At 66.8% G+C, this 17,265-nt stretch carries 16 protein-coding genes and 1 pseudogene; 6 read left to right on the top strand and 11 right to left on the bottom strand.

Features of this window, described 5'->3' with window-relative positions; all coding sequences use genetic code 11:
- Nucleotides 1-8 precede the first annotated feature (8 nt).
- Both SBI67_RS13860 and SBI67_RS13855 read right to left on the bottom strand, forming a co-directional pair.
- Entirely contained in the window at nt 9-1,070 is a 1,062-nt protein-coding gene (locus SBI67_RS13860; protein WP_318981092.1) for a sodium:calcium antiporter, read from the bottom strand.
- Between the two features lie 91 nt (nt 1,071-1,161).
- Nucleotides 1,162-1,413 (bottom strand): hypothetical protein, encoded by a 252-nt coding sequence (locus tag SBI67_RS13855; protein ID WP_318981091.1) that lies wholly within the window; start codon nt 1,411-1,413, stop codon nt 1,162-1,164.
- Between the two features lie 49 nt (nt 1,414-1,462).
- Here SBI67_RS13855 and abc-f point away from each other — a divergent pair, with 49 nt between their 5' ends.
- The 3 genes from abc-f (at nt 1,463) to SBI67_RS13840 (ending at nt 6,586) form a co-directional block, all read left to right on the top strand.
- Nucleotides 1,463-3,112 carry a ribosomal protection-like ABC-F family protein gene (abc-f, locus tag SBI67_RS13850; protein WP_318981090.1) on the top strand — a complete coding sequence of 550 codons (1,650 nt, stop codon included), beginning with the start codon at nt 1,463-1,465 and terminating at the stop codon, nt 3,110-3,112.
- A gap of 112 nt (nt 3,113-3,224) precedes the next feature.
- Complete coding sequence (locus SBI67_RS13845) at nt 3,225-3,671, top strand: MmpS family transport accessory protein (protein ID WP_318981089.1); 447 nt, start codon at nt 3,225-3,227, stop codon at nt 3,669-3,671.
- Nucleotides 3,668-6,586 (top strand): MMPL/RND family transporter, encoded by a 2,919-nt coding sequence (locus SBI67_RS13840; RefSeq protein WP_318981088.1) that lies wholly within the window; start codon nt 3,668-3,670, stop codon nt 6,584-6,586. Before SBI67_RS13845 ends, SBI67_RS13840 begins: the two co-directional genes overlap by 4 nt.
- A 5-nt stretch (nt 6,587-6,591) precedes the next feature.
- On the opposite strand, the pseudogene SBI67_RS13835 reads toward SBI67_RS13840, so the two are convergent.
- The 4 genes and pseudogenes from SBI67_RS13835 to SBI67_RS13820 all read right to left on the bottom strand — a co-directional run.
- Nucleotides 6,592-7,035: pseudogene (locus SBI67_RS13835) on the bottom strand (arsenate reductase ArsC); the annotation flags it as partial.
- Between the two features lie 50 nt (nt 7,036-7,085).
- Nucleotides 7,086-8,201: an ACR3 family arsenite efflux transporter gene (gene arsB, locus SBI67_RS13830; RefSeq protein WP_318981087.1), complete on the bottom strand. Its 1,116-nt coding sequence runs from the start codon at nt 8,199-8,201 to the stop codon at nt 7,086-7,088.
- Nucleotides 8,198-8,572, bottom strand: a complete 375-nt coding sequence (locus SBI67_RS13825; protein WP_318981086.1) for an ArsR/SmtB family transcription factor — start codon at nt 8,570-8,572, stop codon at nt 8,198-8,200. The genes arsB and SBI67_RS13825 overlap by 4 nt, the downstream gene beginning before the upstream one ends.
- 106 nt (nt 8,573-8,678) lie before the next feature.
- Nucleotides 8,679-9,155 (bottom strand): ArsI/CadI family heavy metal resistance metalloenzyme, encoded by a 477-nt coding sequence (locus SBI67_RS13820; RefSeq protein ID WP_318981085.1) that lies wholly within the window; start codon nt 9,153-9,155, stop codon nt 8,679-8,681.
- A 99-nt stretch (nt 9,156-9,254) separates the two neighbouring features.
- Between SBI67_RS13820 and SBI67_RS13815 the strand changes: the two genes are divergently transcribed.
- On the top strand, nt 9,255-9,614 hold the full coding sequence (locus SBI67_RS13815; protein WP_318981084.1) for an Rv2640c family ArsR-like transcriptional regulator: 360 nt from the start codon (nt 9,255-9,257) through the stop codon (nt 9,612-9,614).
- A gap of 31 nt (nt 9,615-9,645) precedes the next feature.
- Here the strand turns inward: SBI67_RS13815 and SBI67_RS13810 are convergent, their stop codons facing one another.
- The 4 genes from SBI67_RS13810 to SBI67_RS13795 all read right to left on the bottom strand — a co-directional run bounded on the left by SBI67_RS13810 (nt 9,646) and on the right by SBI67_RS13795 (nt 12,658).
- Nucleotides 9,646-10,137: a hypothetical protein gene (locus tag SBI67_RS13810; protein ID WP_318981083.1), complete on the bottom strand. Its 492-nt coding sequence runs from the start codon at nt 10,135-10,137 to the stop codon at nt 9,646-9,648.
- A gap of 85 nt (nt 10,138-10,222) precedes the next feature.
- On the bottom strand, nt 10,223-11,245 hold the full coding sequence (locus SBI67_RS13805; RefSeq protein ID WP_318981082.1) for a fused (3R)-hydroxyacyl-ACP dehydratase subunits HadA/HadB: 1,023 nt from the start codon (nt 11,243-11,245) through the stop codon (nt 10,223-10,225).
- A gap of 109 nt (nt 11,246-11,354) precedes the next feature.
- Nucleotides 11,355-11,927, bottom strand: coding sequence for a TetR-like C-terminal domain-containing protein (locus tag SBI67_RS13800; protein ID WP_318981081.1), 573 nt, complete (start codon nt 11,925-11,927; stop codon nt 11,355-11,357).
- 245 nt (nt 11,928-12,172) lie between these two features.
- Entirely contained in the window at nt 12,173-12,658 is a 486-nt protein-coding gene (locus SBI67_RS13795; protein ID WP_318981080.1) for a hypothetical protein, read from the bottom strand.
- A gap of 147 nt (nt 12,659-12,805) precedes the next feature.
- Here SBI67_RS13795 and SBI67_RS13790 point away from each other — a divergent pair, with 147 nt between their 5' ends.
- Together SBI67_RS13790 and SBI67_RS13785 are read left to right on the top strand one after the other, a co-directional pair.
- Nucleotides 12,806-14,497, top strand: a complete 1,692-nt coding sequence (locus SBI67_RS13790; RefSeq protein ID WP_413232469.1) for a metallophosphoesterase family protein — start codon at nt 12,806-12,808, stop codon at nt 14,495-14,497.
- A 234-nt stretch (nt 14,498-14,731) separates the two neighbouring features.
- Nucleotides 14,732-15,745, top strand: coding sequence for a glycoside hydrolase family 6 protein (locus SBI67_RS13785; protein ID WP_318981079.1), 1,014 nt, complete (start codon nt 14,732-14,734; stop codon nt 15,743-15,745).
- Here the strand turns inward: SBI67_RS13785 and SBI67_RS13780 are convergent.
- The gene (locus SBI67_RS13780) at nt 15,742-16,857 is read right to left on the bottom strand and encodes a cellulase family glycosylhydrolase (protein WP_318981078.1); all 1,116 of its coding nucleotides are present in this window, start codon (nt 16,855-16,857) and stop codon (nt 15,742-15,744) included. The genes SBI67_RS13785 and SBI67_RS13780 overlap by 4 nt on opposite strands.
- Nucleotides 16,858-17,265 lie beyond the last annotated feature (408 nt).

Here is a 17,265-nt window from a genome sequence, read left to right as displayed (position 1 = left end):
CGGCCGGCTCACCCGCCGTGGGCGATGGCGAACAAGCCGGCGACCCCGATCGTGTAGACGACGAGGACGGTCAGCGAGTCGATGCCCATCCGGGCGATGCGCCGGTTCGGGCGGAAGATCAGTCCCACCGCATAGATCAACGTGAGCACCATGGCCAGCGCGGTCAGATAGATGTCGGTGTGCTGCGCTTGCGGCAATACCGCGTGGCCGGAGATCACCGTGGCCATCAGGAACAGCACGGGAAGAAAGGCATTGCCGCCGAAGATGTCCGATACCGCGAGTTGGTAGTCGCCGATACGCACCGACGCCAGGCCGGTGGACAGTTCGGGCAGGGAGGTGGCAGCCGCCAGGACGGTGGCGCCAAACAAGACGCCGGACAGGCCGATGCGGTCGGCGAGGGCTTCACCGCTGCGTTCCAGGACGACACCCGCCGCCAAGGTGGCCACGGCGGCGATTCCGAAGAGGGTCGCCGACTTGGCTGTGCTGATCTGCTGCTTGCGCACGCGCTCGGTGGTGCTCTGACCGCGCGGATGCTCCTGGCCGTCGGGCGGTTGCCCGGACTCGTGCCACGGCAACGACCGCCCGGCGCGCCGCAACAGCAGCAGGCCCACCACCCAGGTCACGGCGATCAGGACCGGCGCCGGGGTGACCCGCAGCGCGAGCAGTGACGGCGGCAGTTGGGTGCCTGCGATCACGATGGCCAGCACCGCCACCACCAGCACCGCCTCGAGTACCAGTACCAGCGACGCGGCCCGATAGGTCAGGGGCCGCCGCCCGCGGACCCCGAAGGCGTCCAGGGCGACCAGTACGACCGTCTGAATGGCGATGCCGCCCAGGATGTTTCCCACCGCCACACCCAGATTGCCCGACAGCGATGCGCTGGCCACGATGGCGATCTCGGGCAGGTTGGTGGCGATCGCCAGCAGGATCAGTCCGCCCAGCGCCGATCCGAGGCCGAACCGCGCAGACAGCACGTCGGTCTGGTCGGACAGCGAGATTCCGGCCACCCAGACCGCCGCCGCCGCGGCGGCGAAGGCCAGCAGAAGCCCCCACAGCGGCCATCCAGACACCCAGGTCTCCCATCTGCGGGCCGTGACACGGCCGTACGGACGAACGGTGGGCTACCCGCATCGGCGGCCGGGTACACGCGGCAGCCGATGCCTATTCCGAGTGCGGCGTCGGACTCTGGGTGGACTCCCACTTGGCTTCCAGGGTCCGCGCGACCTGTGTGCCCGCAGGCAGCTCGAGTGCAGACGTCGCTCCGCCATCGCCTTCCACGGTGATGGCGAAGCCGCCGTCGACGGATTCCTTGTGCACCACCTTGTACGTCCGCGCACCGGTACCGCGGTCGAGGGTGATGACATCACCGGGAGCGACGTCATCGATCGGGCCGTTCACCACAGATTCGGTCATCCTTCGACCGTAACGAACTCGGCGCCGGCGCCCTGCGACGATAGGTGCCATGACCGCAACGCTCGTCGCGAAGGGCCTGGCCGGGGGGTTCGCACACCGCACCCTCTTCGAAGATTTCGATCTCACCGTGGCGCCGGGCGACGTGATCGGGGTGGTCGGCGCGAACGGCGCCGGGAAGAGCACACTGCTGCGGATCCTGGCCGGTGATCTCGAGCCGCTGGCCGGCACCGTCAGCGTCGCGCCGGCCGACGCCTTCGTCGGATGGCTGCCTCAGGAGCATGAACGGGTCCCCGGCGAAACCGTCGCCGGGTACATCGCGCGCCGGACGGGATGCGCCGCCGCGACGGTGGCGATGGAGGCCACCGCCGCCGCGCTCGACGACTCCGCGGCGAGCGCGGATGCGTACGCGAGCGCTCTGGAGCACTGGCTGGCCACCGGTGCGGCCGACCTGGACGACCGGCTGCCCGCGGTGCTGGCCGATCTCGGCCTCGATTCGACTGCGCTGCAACCGGAGTCGACACCCATGACGGCGCTGTCCGGCGGGCAAGCGGCCCGCGTCGGGCTGGCGGCGTTGCTGTTGTCGCGGTTCGACATCGTGCTGCTCGACGAACCGACGAACGACCTGGACCTCGACGGCCTGGACCGGCTGGAGCGTTTCGTCGGGGACCTGCGGGCCGGTGTGGTGCTGGTCAGCCACGACCGAGAGTTCCTGGCCCGCACCGTCACCCGGGTGGCGGAACTGGATCTGGCGCAGCACACCACCACCGTCTACGGCGGTGGTTACCAGAGTTACCTGCAAGAGCGCGAGGTCAACCGGCGGCATCGGCGCGACGAGTACGAGGAGTTCGCCGAGAAGAAGGCCGACCTGGTGGCCCGCGCGCGGATCCAGCGGGAATGGTCCAGCCAGGGCGTCCGCAACGCCATGCGCAAGGCGCCGGACAACGACAAGAACCGGCGTCGGGCACAAACCGAATCCAGTGAGAAGCAGGCGCAGAAGGTGCGCCAGATGGAGAGCCGCATCGCCCGCCTGGAGGAGGTCGAGGAACCGCGCAAGGAATGGACGCTGCAGTTCAGCATCGGCTCCGCACCGAGGTCCAGCTCCGTCGTGGCGACCCTGGACAACGTCGTTGTGCGGCAAGGAGATTTCGTCCTCGGGCCGGTGTCGCTGCAGATCGACGCCGGTGACCGGATCGGCATCACCGGCCCCAACGGCGCGGGCAAGTCGACCCTGTTGAGCGTGCTGCTGGGCCGCCGACAGCCCGACGACGGCCGCGCCGGCCTGGGCGCCAGCGTGGCCATCGGACAGATCGACCAGGCGCGGGCGGAGTTCTCCGGCGCGCACCGGTTGGTCGACAGCTTCGAACAGCGGATGCCGGCCTGGTCCACCTCCGATGTGCGGACCCTGCTGGCAAAATTCGGGCTCGGTGCCGATCACGTGGAGCGGCCGGTCGGGGAGTTGTCACCGGGGGAGCGGACCCGAGCGGGTCTGGCGCTGCTACAGGCTCGCGGGACCAACGTACTGGTGCTCGACGAGCCCACCAACCATCTGGACCTGCCCGCCATCGAACAACTCGAGCAGGCGCTGGCGGGCTATGACGGCACCCTCCTGTTGGTGACCCATGATCGGCGGATGCTGCAGAACGTGCGCCTGGATCGGTCCTGGCATGTGGACGGGGGCAGAGTCAGCGAACTCGGCTGAGCCGTGAACGGTTGTGATGCCCGCCCCGGTGTCGTACCGTCAACCTAGTTGATTAGCCGTCCTAAAAAGCCGCCACCGTCAGCTCCTGGCACGGCACATGAAAGGGTCACGGATGCAACGGGTTTCGCTCAGCAGAAAGCTGGGAAAACGCTGGATGTATCTGGTGGCGGTGCTCGTGGTCGCAGTGGCCGGGTTCGCCGTGTTCCGTCTGCACGGCATCTTCGCCTCGCACGACGTCACGTCCACGCCGAGCGGCGCGGACAACGACATCGTGCCGTTCAACCCCAAACACGTGGTCATCGAGGTGTTCGGGCCGCCCGGCGCCGTCGCCACCATCACCTACCTGGATGTGAACGCCCAACCGCAGCGCGCCGACGACGTCACCCTGCCCTGGGCCTACGACACGACAACCACGCAGCCGGCCGTCTTCGTCAACGTCACCGCCCAGGGTGACAGCGACTCCATCGGCTGCCGCATCAAGATCGACGATGCTGTCAAGGACGAGAGAACGGTCAACACCCTGAACGCCCTCACCTACTGCCTGGACAAATCCGGATGAACGGTATTTCCCCCCGTCGCTCCGCTCGCGCAGGGATCCCAGACTTCCTGCGCAAGTACTCCGTCCTGATCGCCTTTTTCTGGCTCGGTCTGGCCGTCGTCACCAACGTCTTCGTCCCGCAGCTGGAGACGGTCGCCGAAGCGCACAACGTGTCGCTGAGCCCGCAGGACGCGCCGTCGCTGCAAGCCAGTAAGCAGATCGGCAAGGTTTTCCAGGAATTCGACTCGGACAGCTCGGCGATGATCGTGCTCGAGGGTGACCAGCCGCTGGGCGCCGAGGCCCACCACTACTACGACGGCCTGGTCGCGAAACTGACCCAGGACACCAAGCACGTCGAACACGTCGACAACTTCTGGGGCGACCCGCTGACGGCGGCCGGCTCACAGAGTTCCGACGGCAAGGCCGCGCTGGTGCAGGTCTACCTGGCCGGCAACCAGGGCGAGTCGCTGGCCAACGAGTCGGTGGATGCCGTCCGCGACATCGTCAACCACACCCCACCCCCGCCCGGGCTCAAGGTCTATGTCACCGGCGCCGCGCCGCTGGTCACCGACCAGTTCGAGGTCGGCAGGCAGGGCACCCTGAAGACCACGCTGATCACCATCGGGGTGATCGCGGTGATGCTCTTCGCGCTGTACCGCCGGCTGAGCACGGTGTTCTTCGTGATTTTCACGGTGATGATCGAGTTGACCGCCTCCCGTGGAGTGGTTGCGGTGCTGGCCAACGCCGGCATCATCGAACTGTCCACGTACTCCACCAACCTGCTGACGCTGCTGGTGATCGCCGCCGGCACCGACTACGCGATCTTCCTGCTCGGCCGGTTCCACGAGGCGCGGTACGCCGGTGAGGATCGGGTGGCGGCGTTCACCACGATGTACCACGGCACCGCGCACATCATCCTCGGCTCCGGACTGACCATCGCGGGTGCGGTGATGTGCCTGACCTTCACCCGGCTGCCGTACTTCCAGAGCCTGGGCATTCCCGCCGGGACCGGCGTACTGGTGGCCGTGGTGGCCGCATTGACCTTGGCGCCGGCGCTGATCTGCATCGGCAGGCATTTCGGTCTGTTCGAGCCCGCGCGCCGGCTGCAGACGCAGGGCTGGCGCCGGATCGGCACGGCCATCGTGCGTTGGCCCGGGCCCATCCTGGTGGCCACTGTGGCCATCGCCCTGATCGGCCTGATCGCCCTGCCCAACTACAAGACCAGCTACGACGCCAAGGGCTACATGCCGGCCGGCGCCCCGGCCAACCGCGGCTACGCCGCCGCGGAGCGGCACTTCTCGCAGGCACGGCTGAATCCGGAATTGCTGATGATCCAGGCCGACCACGACCTACGCAATTCCACCGACATGATCCTGCTGGAGCGCGTCGCCAAGGCCGTCTTCCACACCGACGGCATCGCGCAGGTGCAGTCGATCACCCGGCCGTTGGGCACCCCACTGGACCACACCTCCATTCCGTTCCAGATCAGCGCGAGCAGTGCCTCCCAGATCAACAACCTGCCGTTCCAGCAGGCGCGTGGGTCCGATCTGCTCAAACAGGTTGACGTGATCAACAATTCGATCGACGTGCTGCGCCAGCAGTATGCGCTGCAACAACAGTCGGGTGCGGTCACCGACGAGCAGGCCAAGGCGTTCGCGCAGACGGTCGCGACGGCCAATGACCTGCGCGACAAGATCGCCAACTTCGACGACTTCTTCCGGCCGCTGCGCAACTACTTCTACTGGGAACCGCACTGCTTCGACATCCCGGCCTGCGCGGCCATCCGCTCGGTGTTCGACGCCCTCGACGGGATCGACGCCCTCACCGACCAGCTGAGCAACGTCGCCGGCAGCATCGCGAAACTCGATGCGCTGCAACCGAAGTTACTGGCTCTGATCCCGCCGCAGATCCAGAGCCAGGAGACCAACCGTGATCTCACCCTGACCAACTACGCGACCACGTCCGGGATCAACGACCAGACCCAGGCGGCGTTACAGAACGCGACCGCGCTGGGCCAGGCCTACGATGCGTCCAAGACCGACGACTCGTTCTATCTGCCGCCCGAGGCGTTCTCCAACCCTGAATTCGTGCGGGGCATGAAGCTGTTCATGTCGCCGGATGGCAAGGCCGCCCGGATGATCATCACCCACGACGGCGATCCGGCGACGCCGGAAGGCATCTCGCACATCGACAAGATCCGGCACGCCGCGCAGGAAGCGGTGAAGGGCACGCCGCTGGCCGGCTCCAAGATCTTCATCGCGGGTACCGCGGCCACCTACAAGGACATTGCCGACGGTGCCAAGTACGACCTGATGATCGCCGGCATCGCGGCGCTGTCGCTCATCCTGCTGGTAATGATGTTCATCACCCGCAGCATCATCGCGGCGTTCGTCATCGTGGGCACGGTGGCGCTGTCGCTGGGCGCCTCGTTCGGGTTGTCGGTGCTGATCTGGCAGGACATCTTCGGGGTCGAACTGTTCTGGATCGTGTTGGCGCTGGCGGTGATCCTGCTGCTGGCGGTGGGGTCGGATTACAACCTGCTGCTCATCTCCCGGTTCAAGGAGGAGATCGGGGCCGGCCTGAACACCGGCATCGTCCGGGCCATGGCCGGGTCGGGCGCGGTGGTGACCGCCGCCGGCCTGGTGTTCGCCGCGACCATGGCGTCGTTCATCTTCGCCGATCTGCGGATCCTCGGGCAGATCGGCACCACCATCGCCCTGGGCCTGCTGTTCGACACGCTGATCGTGCGGTCGTTCATGACGCCGGCCATCGCGGCCCTGCTCGGCCGGTGGTTCTGGTGGCCGCTGCGGGTGCGGCCCCGGCCCGCCAGCCAGATGCTGCAGCCCTACGGTTCGCGGGCGTCGGTGCGTCAGCTTTTGTTGTGGGAGGACGGGGACCCGGCAGCGCCACGCCGGGTCGAACCGTCCGAGGGCTGAGTGCTTCAGTTGCCGCCGGAGCAGGTTTCGGTGCGGCCGCCGATGTCGATACCCAGGTCGGCGAGCAACCGGCGCACCCGTTCTTCGACGTCATCGCGGATCGCGCGGACCGCATCGAGTCCCTGTCCAGCCGGATCGGACAATTGCCAGTTCTCGTAACGCTTTCCGGGGAACACCGGGCAGGTGTCTCCGCAGCCCATCGTGATGACTACGTCGGCGGCCTGGACGATCTCATTGGTCCAGGGTTTCGGGTATTCGCCGGTGATGTCGATACCGACTTCGCGCATGGCTTCGACGGCGGTCGGGTTGATCTGGTTGCCCGGCTCGGAGCCGCCCGACCAGGCCACCGCCTTATCCCCGGCCAGGTCCGTGAAGTATCCCAGAGCCATCTGGGAGCGCCCGGCGTTGTGGGTGCACAGGAACAGCACGGTGGGTTTGCCGTCGATGACCGTGCGTTTCCCCACCTCGTCGCGCAGCTGATGGGTCATCGGGGAGTCGGTCACGAGGTGGGTTCCGTTCGCGTCGGGGAGTCGGTGGGCAGGTGCTGGGAAGTGTGATGGTGGAACCGTTTACGCAACGCCAGAGAGACATAGACCAGAGCGACCAGCACCGGTACTTCGATCAACGGTCCGACGACGCCGGCCAGGGCTTGGCCCGAGGTGGCGCCGTAGGTGGCGATCGCCACGGCGATGGCGAGTTCGAAGTTGTTGCCCGCGGCGGTGAAGGCCAGGGTGGTGGTGCGTTCGTATCCGAGGTCGAGCAGCGTGCCGAGCAGATACCCGCCGCCCCACATGATCGCGAAGTAGGCCAGCAGGGGCAGCGCGATGCGCACGACATCGATGGGGTGGCTGGTGATCTGTTCGCCCTGTAGCGCGAACAGGATCACGATGGTGAACAGCAGGCCATACAGTGCCCACGGTCCGATCCGGGGCAGGAAGCGGGTTTCATACCAGTGCCGGCCCTTGGCTTTCTCGCCCAGGCGCCTGGACAGGTAACCGGCCGACAGCGGGATGCCCAAGAAGATGATGACCGATTTCGCGATCTGCCACGGCGACGTGCTGATGGTGGTCTGTTCCAGACCGAGCCAGCCCGGTAGCACCGAAAGGTAGAACCAGCCCAGCGCCGCGAACATGACCACCTGGAAGATCGAGTTCAGCGCGACCAGCACTGCGGCGGCTTCGCGGTCCCCGCAGGCCAGGTCGTTCCAGATGATCACCATCGCGATGCAACGGGCCAGGCCGACGATGATCAGGCCCGTCCGGTACTCGGGCAGATCCGGCAGCAGCAGCCAGGCCAGCGCGAACATCAGCGCCGGACCGATGACCCAGTTCAGGATCAGCGACGACAACAGCATCTTGCGGTCGCCGGTGACCGTGTCGAGGCGGTCGTAGCGAACCTTGGCCAGCACGGGATACATCATGATCAGCAGGCCCACGGCGATGGGCAGTGAAATACCGTCGATCTGAACCTTTTCGAGTGCGGTGTTCAAACCGGGGATTCCGCGACCCAGCAGCAGCCCGGCGATCATCGCCGCGCCGATCCACACCGGCAGGAACCGATCGAGGGTGGACAGCCTGCCCACGACAGCAGGGGCGGCGCCCGCGGTATCGGTCATACGGTCACTCCCGGTCGGATGTCGGCGCCCAACAGCACACCCAGGCTCAGCAAGGCTTCCGGGACGAGGGCGTAGTAGACCCAGGACCCGCGGCGCTCTGAGGTCAGTAGTCCGGCGTCCCGCAGCACCTTGAGGTGATGCGACACCGTCGGCTGGGACACCTCGATACCGTCGGAGATATCGCACACGCATGCCTCGCCGCCTTCGCGGCTGGCGATCGCGGAGAACAACTGCAATCGAACCGCATCGGCCAAGGCTTTGAGCTTGACCGCCATATCGATGGCCTCGCTCGGCGAGAGGGGTTGGCGGAGTAGCGCTCCCGGTGCGCAACACGCGTCCGAGGCGGACGCGGAGGCCTCTCGATTCGACATCCATCGATATTGACAGTGATCGATATCGGGCGCAAGGCGGTGCCGGGTGAACAATCGGCGAACCCGCCCGGTGCCGTGGTGGTCAAGCCCGGATGTGCCCTCGGTATCAGCAGCAGGACGTGGTGTCGGCCGGCGGGGCGGGATCGGCTGGCGCGCCGCCGCAGCACACGCCACGGGAATCTTTGTCTGCGACCAGGTTTGGGCTGGTGCCGAAGGTTTCGGAATCGGAGAGCACGGTGTAAACCTCCCACCTCTCACCGGCCGGTCCGGTCACCCACACCTTGTCCTGGGTGGCGAAGCAACACGTGGTGTTGATCTCCTCTTCGGTGAACAGCCCTTCGTCGGCCAGTCGGGCGATCTCGGCGTGAACGGTTTCGCTGGAGCCAACCTCGACCCCGAGGTGGTTGATGGTGCCGCCGTTGCCTGGGTTCTCCAACAGCACCAGCTTCAAGGGCGGCTCCGCGACGGCAAAGTTGGCGTAGCCGGGCTTCACCTTGGCTGGTGGCACACCGAAAAGCTTGCGGTAGAACGTGATCGACTCGTCGAGGTTGTCGACGTTGAGCGCCAGTTGGACTCGGGACATGACCCGCCTTTCAGGGTTGTGACATATGTCGAACTACTGTGACGCTGCCCAGCATGCCACCTTTTGGATATATGTCAATCAATCTGGCAGACTTGTCCCATGCCCAAGGCGTTGCCCGCCATCGACATGTCAGCTCCGGTCTGCTGCGCCCCTGTCGCCGCCGGCCCGATGAGCGACGACGATGCCCTGAAAGTCGCACTCCGACTGAAGGCGTTGGCGGACCCCGCCCGGGTGAAAATCATGTCCCACCTGTTGTCCTCCAGTGCCGGTGAGCAGAACAGCGGTGATCTTGCCCGTGTGCTCGGTCTGACCGAATCCACCGTCAGCCACCACGTCACTCAGCTCCGCAATGCCGGCCTCGTGGACTCGGAACGCCGTGGCATGAAGGTGTTCCACGCTGCGCACCGCGACGCACTGATGGCGTTGTGTACGGTGCTGGACCCCAACTGTTGCAGCTGAGGAATGCCGTCCTGGCAGCGTTGTCGCGCGGTCAGGCGGATTGAGGGCTCAGCCGCCCGGGAGCCTCCGTGCCCTCAGCTGCCGCGGCGTCGTCGACGATCTCGATGTCGGGCAACTTGTTATGGTGCCGGGCGACCCGGCGCAGCTGCCCGAAGATGTTCATCGAGCTGAGCATCGGGATGCCGCCGATGAACGTCCGGAACGACGGGTTGCCGCCGTGCACGTGCAACTCGTAGAGGCAACCCACCACGTAGAAGAATCCGCAGCTGAACAGGACGGCGGGGATGGCGTAGGCCAGCGGTGAGCGGGCGTCCTCGACCAGTTCGGTCGCGTACTCGAACTCGGCCGGTGTCATCGGCTCGCGACGACGCAGTTTGGCCAGGATCGCCTTGTGGGCACCGACCTGCTCGCCCAGTGCCGCCGGAGTGCGGTTCTCCAGCCGGCGGATGTAGACGTACACGCAGCCGACCAGACTCAGTGCCAGCAGTCCGTCGAGAACCGTCAGATCACCCCAGAGATTCATGGTCGCCCCTCGCGCTCACCGAACCGTTACCTGATCTAAGTATCTGCGGCGGCGCGGTGTGGCACAAGGCCGGGGGCCGGGTGGCTCAGCTGAACCGGATGTTGACGGTGGCCAGCCCGAAGATCTTCCGGCCCTGCGACTTGGCGCCCACGAGCACGACACCGGTACGGGTCTGCGGATCCAGCGACTTGATCTTGCCGCTGTACTCGATATCCGCGCCGCCGTCGGCCGGCACCACCGCGGGCTGCGACAGCCGCACGGCGTAGCGGCTCACCGAGCCGGGATCGTCGGTCCACGAGGACACGAACGACGCGCCCAACCCCATGGTCAGCATGCCGTGGGCGATCACATCGGGCTGGCCGGCCAGCCTGGCGATGTTCTCGTCCCAGTGCAGCGGGTTGGCGTCACCGGCCACCCCGGCGTAGTTCACCAGGTCCCCCCGGGACAACCGGGTGTGATGCAGCGGTAATTCGTCGCCGACCGTCAGATCGTCGAACGACGGTGACGCGGCCGCGGCGGCCGGTTCAGCGGTACGGGTTTCGATCGCCGGACGCAGCGTCTTCTCGTAGGCGCCCGATTCCTCGGCGCCGAGCATGTTGATGCCGTGCATCATCACGCCCTGTACGGCAGGCCGGATCGCCGGGTCGACCTCTTCGCCGGTCACCCCGACCACGGTGGTGTGCAGGGTGTGCACCACCTCGCCGGCGGTGTCGGTGAAGGTGTTGGTGACGGTGATCAGATCCCGCCCGGCGACGCGGCGCACCGACGTGAGCTCGATATCGATACGCAGTTCGTCACCTTCGACGATCGGGCGGTGCTGCTCGAAGACCTCCTCGGTCTGCAGGTACATGTCGTAACCCACCACCACCTGCTCGAACATGCGCTGGTTGCACGCCATCGCCGGTCCCGAGGTGAAGGTCAGCGGCGCGATCAGCCCCGGGTATCCCAGGTTCTTGGCCGCGTCGACGTTCCAGTGCGCGGGGTGGTGGTCCTGGACCGCACGAGCGAACTCGCGGATCTTCTCGCGACCTACCAGATAGGTGTCCTCCATCTGGTAGTAGTGGCCCACCCGGGACTCAAGGGTCGACGTTTCTGCTGCTGCGGTCATCGCTGGGCTCAACTTCTCTGTCTGCACGTTCGCCCTGCACGTTCGTGGGGGCTGTCCTCAGCACAGTAACGCGCGCACACCGCAGCAACCCAAACCGAGGACTGCGGCCTCAGGACCGAATTGCCTGCCACACCAGATCGGCGAGCTGCCGGCAGTAGCTTTCGTCGATGGCCTCGCCGGTGAACAGGGCGCGCATGTTGATGGGGGCCAGCAGCATTTCCAATGTAGTCGCGGCGTCGACCCCGGCGCGCAACTCGCCGCGTTCGTGGGCCCGCTCGAACACGACGCTCAACCGCTGCGACCGCATCCGCCACAGGGTGCGGCGGATCTCGATCCCGTCGGCGAAGTGTTCGCCGATCAGATGTGAGCCCTGAATCTTGTGGCCACGGTCGGAACTGACATACGCGGCCATGTCAGCGGCGACCGCATAGAGGTCGTCGCGCAGCGACCCGGTATCGGGTGCGACCGCCTGCCGACCGGTGCCGTCCAGCAGGACATCGATGATCAGCGCGGCTTCATCGGCCCAGAACTGCCGGATGTCGACCACGGGTAAGCCGTTCCGGTGCGCCAGCGCCATGATGCTGAACCGGTCGATGCCCCAGCGTGTCAACTCTTCCCGGGCGGCGGCATGCACACGGTCGCGGAACTCCGGCGTGGGTCCCGCCTCATCGATCGTGCTCAAGAACAACCTCCCCCGAGTATTCGAGCCAGTCTAGCGTTCAAGATCAGGGGGCCGGAAAAACGTTGCGCCGATCCACTATCGGGCGCATTTCGCGGGCATGGCCGGACGGCGGTATGACCCGGACCCTGTGCCAGGGCGTCAGCAGTGCGGTGTCGTCGCTCGGTCCGCCACCATGACGCGCATGACACCGAGGACACGGAGGACGCCTGCGAGGTTGCCGTCCGCGCGGCGCGGACCGGGCACCATTACCGACTCTCGGCGGTGCTCAGGATGGCGCGGGCCGTCTCGAACGACCGGGCCGCCCCCTTGACCTCGGCACCGAACTGGATGAAATCGCCGGTGTTGGATCGGAAACTCAAGGTCGGGCACCGCCGGGTCAGCTCGTTGAGTTGGCCGGTCAGCTCGCGCAACGCCGTGGTCAGCGCCTGATCCGGGGTGGGCAGGCTGGTGCGGATCTGCTGGTTCGCGCTCGTCAGATCCCGGCAGACGGTGTGGATACCGTCGAAGTCGGCCCGGTTGATCGCCGTCACCAGCCGGCCCGACGCGGTGCCTAGTGTCTTGAACGCCTCGTAATGCTGATGCCGCCAAGCATTGATCCGTTCGGCGCTGCCGAGGCCGAGCGCGGCCGGTGCCGGGTCGCTCGGGGCGGCGGGCGTCGGCTGGTTCGCGCCGCACCCCGGGGCGGCAAGCGCCAGCAGCACGATGACCGCGGCCCGGCGGAAACGTTTCAAACGACGAACTCGCATACCTTGGGGGAGGGAGAGGTTAGCCCGGGACTCTAGCGCATGCCGGCCCCAGCCCGGGTGTTCATCGGGTGTTCCGGCGCGGTTCGCCCGCCCCGGTGGCGACGGGAGGTGGATCTGGGTGACCATCCAGTGATGGACCCCTCGAGGGATGTGCCGGACACCGGGATACCGCAGGCCGTGGCGGCCCACATGACGATGGCCGAACGGTACGACTGGCATCGGGACTATCTGCGTCGGCGGCCGGTGTCCCGGCGCGTCTTCCTCGGCGGTGCGGCAGCTGCGACGGCGGTTGCGGCACTGGGCGGCTCGCCGTTCGGGCAGCGCGCTTACGCGTCGGACGCACCGTTGGCGGTCGGTAACCGCCGCGTCGGCTACGGTGCCGACGCGGCCACCCAGCTGCGCTTGTCGGCGCAGCTGTCCAGGAACCCCAAGGGCGGCAGGGTGTTCCTGGACCACGGCCCGACGGCGGAGCTGGGTGCGACGGTACCGGCCGAGGTGCGCAATCTGGTGACACAGATCCCGGACGGACGGGGCGGTGTGCTGGCCACCGAGCAGTTCTATGTGCACGTACCGGTTGACGGACTACCGCCCGCAGCAGCGCACCACTACCGGTGGCGCACCGATGACGGTTTCGTCAGCGATGTGCGGATCGCGTCGACGGCGATGCCGCGTTCGCGGGCGCTGGCCGCAGATCCGTTCCGTTTCACCATGATCGGAGACCAGGGCACCGACCAGACACCGGTGCTGCCGCCGGGTCTGGCCAGGGGCGACTACGACGACAACTACTACAAGCCGGACAACGATCCCGACGTGCCGCACACCGCGAACGTGTTGAACCAGATCATCGCCGCGCGGCCGGACTTCCACGTGCTGGCCGGCGATATCGCCTACGCCGACCCGTCGGGGTTGGGCAAGCCCGCGGCGTTCGTCGGTCCCGGCGGGACGCTGCCCGCCGGTTTCGACAAGTTCAATCCCTACGTGTGGGACGTCTACCTCGGGTCCATCGAGGCGAGCGCGGCGAGCACACCATGGATGTTCGCCACCGGTAACCATGACATGGAGGCCGCCTACGGCACCCACGGTTACGGCGGCCATGTCGCCCGTCTCGACTTCCCCGGCAACGGCCCGGCGAACTGCCCATCGGTGTATTCGTTCAGCTATGGCAACGTCGCGGTGTTGTCCCTGGACGCCAACGACGTGAGTTACGAGATCACCGCCAACACCGGATACTCCGGAGGTGCGCAGACCGGCTGGGCCGAGCGGACGCTGGCCGGCTACCGCGCCGATCCGGACATCGACTTCATCGTCTGCTTCTTCCACCATTGCGCCTACTCGACCACCGACGCGCACGCCAGCGACGGCGGCGTGCGGGCGGCATGGTGCGCCTTGTTCGACCGGTACCGAGTCGACCTGGTGCTGCAGGGGCACAACCACGTGTTCGAACGCTCCGACCCGATCCGGGCCGGAGCCCCCACCAGAGCCGCCCTGGACAACGACATCGTCTACCCGGAAACCGACGGAACGGTGTACTACACCGTCGGCTGCGGGGGCCGGCCCCGCTACGGTTTCCAGCCCGGCGAGCTGGAGAGCTACCGCGGCAACGTCCTCGCCGACACCAGCGTGCCCAACAGTTACGTCTGGACCGCCGGCGGGGCGAAACAGCAAGAGGCCGTGGCCTGGTCGAGGGTCCGCTTCCGCAATTACGCCTTCCTGCGCGTCGACGTCCGGCCCGGCGTCCTGGTCAGCGAAATGGACGTGACGGCTGTCGACGAGTACGGCCGCGAATTCGACAGGCTCACCTACCGGCGCCCCGTTCGAACCTGACGGCGTTGTTTGCCGGTGACCCCAGCCCCGCCGACGAGCCCCGCTCGCTGCCGTCGCGGCGGCCTGGGTCCACCGGGGCCGCCTGGCAATCTGCACGAACTGTTGCTGCGAACGATGCGGTGGCCCAGAACCGCCATGCAGCCCCAGCGGTCGGCCGTCGAGCACGGTTTGCGGCCGCCGCGTACGGCCCCGACGCGATTGGCGCGAAGTGGCCGGCCACACTATTTTCCAGGCGTGATCTCCTCAGCTGCCGGCGCCGTCGCGCGGTGGATCTCTCCGTTCGTAGCGGCCGCCGCGGTCGCCGGCGTCGGTTGCTCGGTCATCCCCGTCGCGTCGGAGCCTGCCCCGGCCATCCGGCTGGCCGACGATTCCAACCCGCTGGCCGGGCGCCCGTTCTATGTCGACCCGATCTCCAAGGCGATGCGGGCCGCGCAGGCCGCCAACCCGCCGAGTGCCGAGCTGACCACCATCGCCAACACCCCGCAGGCGTACTGGCTCGATCAGGCGTTTCCCGCCGCCACGGTCGGTGGCACGGTCGCCAAGCTCGCCGGCGACGCTCAGGCGGCCGGTGCAACCCCGGTCCTGGCGTTGTACGCCATTCCGCACCGGGACTGCGGGAGCTACGCCGCGGGCGGCTTCTCCTCCGGTGACGCCTACCGGCAATGGATCGACGGGATCGCCGCCGGACTGGGCGCCATGCCGGCTGCGATCATCGTGGAACCCGATGCACTGGCCATGGCCGACTGCCTGTCTGCCGACCAGCGTCAGGAGCGTTTCGATCTGATCAGCTACGCCGTGGACACGCTGACCCGGGATCCCGCTGCCGTCGTCTATATCGACGCGGGCCATTCCCGGTGGGTGAGTGCGGACACCATGGCGGCCCGGCTCAACCAGGTGGGCGTGGCCAAGGCGCGGGGTTTCAGTCTGAACACCACCAACTACTTCACCACCGAAGAGGAAATCGGCTACGGCGAAGCGATTTCCGGTCAGACCGGCGGTGCGCACTACGTGATCGACACGTCGCGTAACGGTGCGGGGCCGGCGACCGGCGAGTTCTACTGGTGCAATCCGGACGGCCGGGCGCTGGGCACCCCGCCGACCACCGACACCGCGGGACCGCACGCCGACGCCTATCTGTGGGTGAAACGAGTCGGCGAGTCCGACGGGTCGTGTGGCCGTGGCGAACCGTCGGCGGGCACTTTCGTCAGCCAGTACGCCATCGACCTGGCGCGCGCGACGACCCGTTAACCACTGGTTTTCGAGATGACCGCACCCTGTACCGGGTGTGCGGCAATCCAATTGGCGATGGCCGTGGCCGCGGGTTTGGCCGTCCAGGTCTTGTCGAAGACGCCCCACGGGGTGTCGTTCGGCCGGTCCACCAAGCAGTAGATGAACATCGGTCCGACGCCGGACAGTGTCGACCAGGTGGTCGCGAAATCCGTTATCCACGCGGCCTGGGTCTGTGCGTTCACCGCCGACGTCGGGACGCCGTACTCGGTGGCCCAGATCAGCTTGGTGGTGTCACCGTTGGTATTCATCAACGCGCGCAACGACTTCAACTGTTGGTAAGGCGTGTTGGCGTACGGTGCACCCGCGGAGAAGCTGCTGGAGAAGTTGTACGGGTGGAAAGACAGCGCGTCGAAATAACCTTGCGCGCCTGCCGAGTACATCTGGGTCAGGTAGTTCACCGGGTTGATGGTCCAGGTGCCGAAGGTCAGGCCGGCCCCCAACACGCCGCCGATCACCAGGGCGGTCGGCTCGACCTGCTTGACGGCGGTGTACGCCGCCTTGAGCAGCGCGGTGTAACCCGCGACATTCGGCTGGGGCGACCAACCGGTGTTCCCGTTGGGTTCGTTCCAGATCTCGTAACCGGCGACTCGGGGCGAACTGCTGCCCGAGCCGTACCGCTGGGCCACCTGGGCCATGAACCTGGCATAGTCGTTGGGGTCGTCGGGTGCGGCGTTGGGCATCCAGAAGCCATAAGCCTTGGACGCCCAGGTCGGAGTGCTGGTCACCGCGGCGATCACCGCAAGCCCTTGTGCCGCAGCGGCATCGAGAATCCGGTCCGCGTCCACCCAGTTGTAGGTGCCCTTCTGCGGTTCCATCGCCCGCCAGGGCAGGAATACCCTGATCTGCTTCACGCCCATGGCAGTGAAGTTCTGCATGGCGGTCGCCAGATCGGTGGCGTTCATGAAATACAGGTTGGATTCGGCCATGCCCATGGCAGCGGCCGAGGTATCGACGGTCAGCGGGGCAAGGGCAGCAGCGCGGGGGTGCGGTGTGATGCCGTAGAGCGCCGCCGCCACCAGGGCAACAGCCAGGAGTACTCGATTGACGGGACGGGCGCGGATGGCGGGCATGACAGCCTTTCTGGCAGGCCAAGCGGTTGCGCATCATTAAGGCAGATCAACCGCCCTCTTGCACAGCGCCGTTCGCGCATCTCCATGGCCTGAGCAGCGGCAGCATGACCATGTCCTGACCGCTTCCTGTCCGGTGTGCCAGCAACGTCGGGTGGCGTCGCCACCGGCGGTGCCGCGCCGGCGTTGCGTCGGACGTCGAACCGTGTGCCGGCCCCGCATGCAGGTCTTTTAGTTTGCAAACAGGTCCGCCGCACCAAAATTTGCTGAGAGGTCAAAATATGCTCACCGACGATCAGGTAACACCCAGGGTGATAAGCGATTATTGCCGGAACCACGCCCTCGCGACCGATTCGCCGGTGATATGCGCGCCCGGCCCCGCCATACTGTCACCGAATCGAAACGCCGCCG

Source organism: Mycolicibacterium chengduense (assembly GCF_033741155.1).
In the GTDB taxonomy this organism is placed as follows: Bacteria; Actinomycetota; Actinomycetes; order Mycobacteriales; family Mycobacteriaceae; genus Mycobacterium.
This window is presented reverse-complemented; position numbering and strand designations above follow the sequence as displayed.

What these genes read in the sequence shown, in the direction of transcription:
- SBI67_RS13855 (WP_318981091.1), bottom strand. Translation starts at nt 1,413, where the DNA reads ATGACCGAATCTGTGGTGAACGGCCCGATCGATGACGTCGCTCCCGGT.
- abc-f (WP_318981090.1), top strand. Translation starts at nt 1,463, where the DNA reads ATGACCGCAACGCTCGTCGCGAAGGGCCTGGCCGGGGGGTTCGCACAC.
- SBI67_RS13845 (WP_318981089.1), top strand. Translation starts at nt 3,225, where the DNA reads ATGCAACGGGTTTCGCTCAGCAGAAAGCTGGGAAAACGCTGGATGTAT.
- SBI67_RS13840 (WP_318981088.1), top strand. Translation starts at nt 3,668, where the DNA reads ATGAACGGTATTTCCCCCCGTCGCTCCGCTCGCGCAGGGATCCCAGAC.
- arsB (WP_318981087.1), bottom strand. Translation starts at nt 8,201, where the DNA reads ATGACCGATACCGCGGGCGCCGCCCCTGCTGTCGTGGGCAGGCTGTCC.
- SBI67_RS13825 (WP_318981086.1), bottom strand. Translation starts at nt 8,572, where the DNA reads ATGTCGAATCGAGAGGCCTCCGCGTCCGCCTCGGACGCGTGTTGCGCA.
- SBI67_RS13820 (WP_318981085.1), bottom strand. Translation starts at nt 9,155, where the DNA reads ATGTCCCGAGTCCAACTGGCGCTCAACGTCGACAACCTCGACGAGTCG.
- SBI67_RS13815 (WP_318981084.1), top strand. Translation starts at nt 9,255, where the DNA reads ATGCCCAAGGCGTTGCCCGCCATCGACATGTCAGCTCCGGTCTGCTGC.
- SBI67_RS13810 (WP_318981083.1), bottom strand. Translation starts at nt 10,137, where the DNA reads ATGAATCTCTGGGGTGATCTGACGGTTCTCGACGGACTGCTGGCACTG.
- SBI67_RS13805 (WP_318981082.1), bottom strand. Translation starts at nt 11,245, where the DNA reads ATGACCGCAGCAGCAGAAACGTCGACCCTTGAGTCCCGGGTGGGCCAC.
- SBI67_RS13790 (WP_413232469.1), top strand. Translation starts at nt 12,806, where the DNA reads ATGGACCCCTCGAGGGATGTGCCGGACACCGGGATACCGCAGGCCGTG.
- SBI67_RS13780 (WP_318981078.1), bottom strand. Translation starts at nt 16,857, where the DNA reads ATGCCCGCCATCCGCGCCCGTCCCGTCAATCGAGTACTCCTGGCTGTT.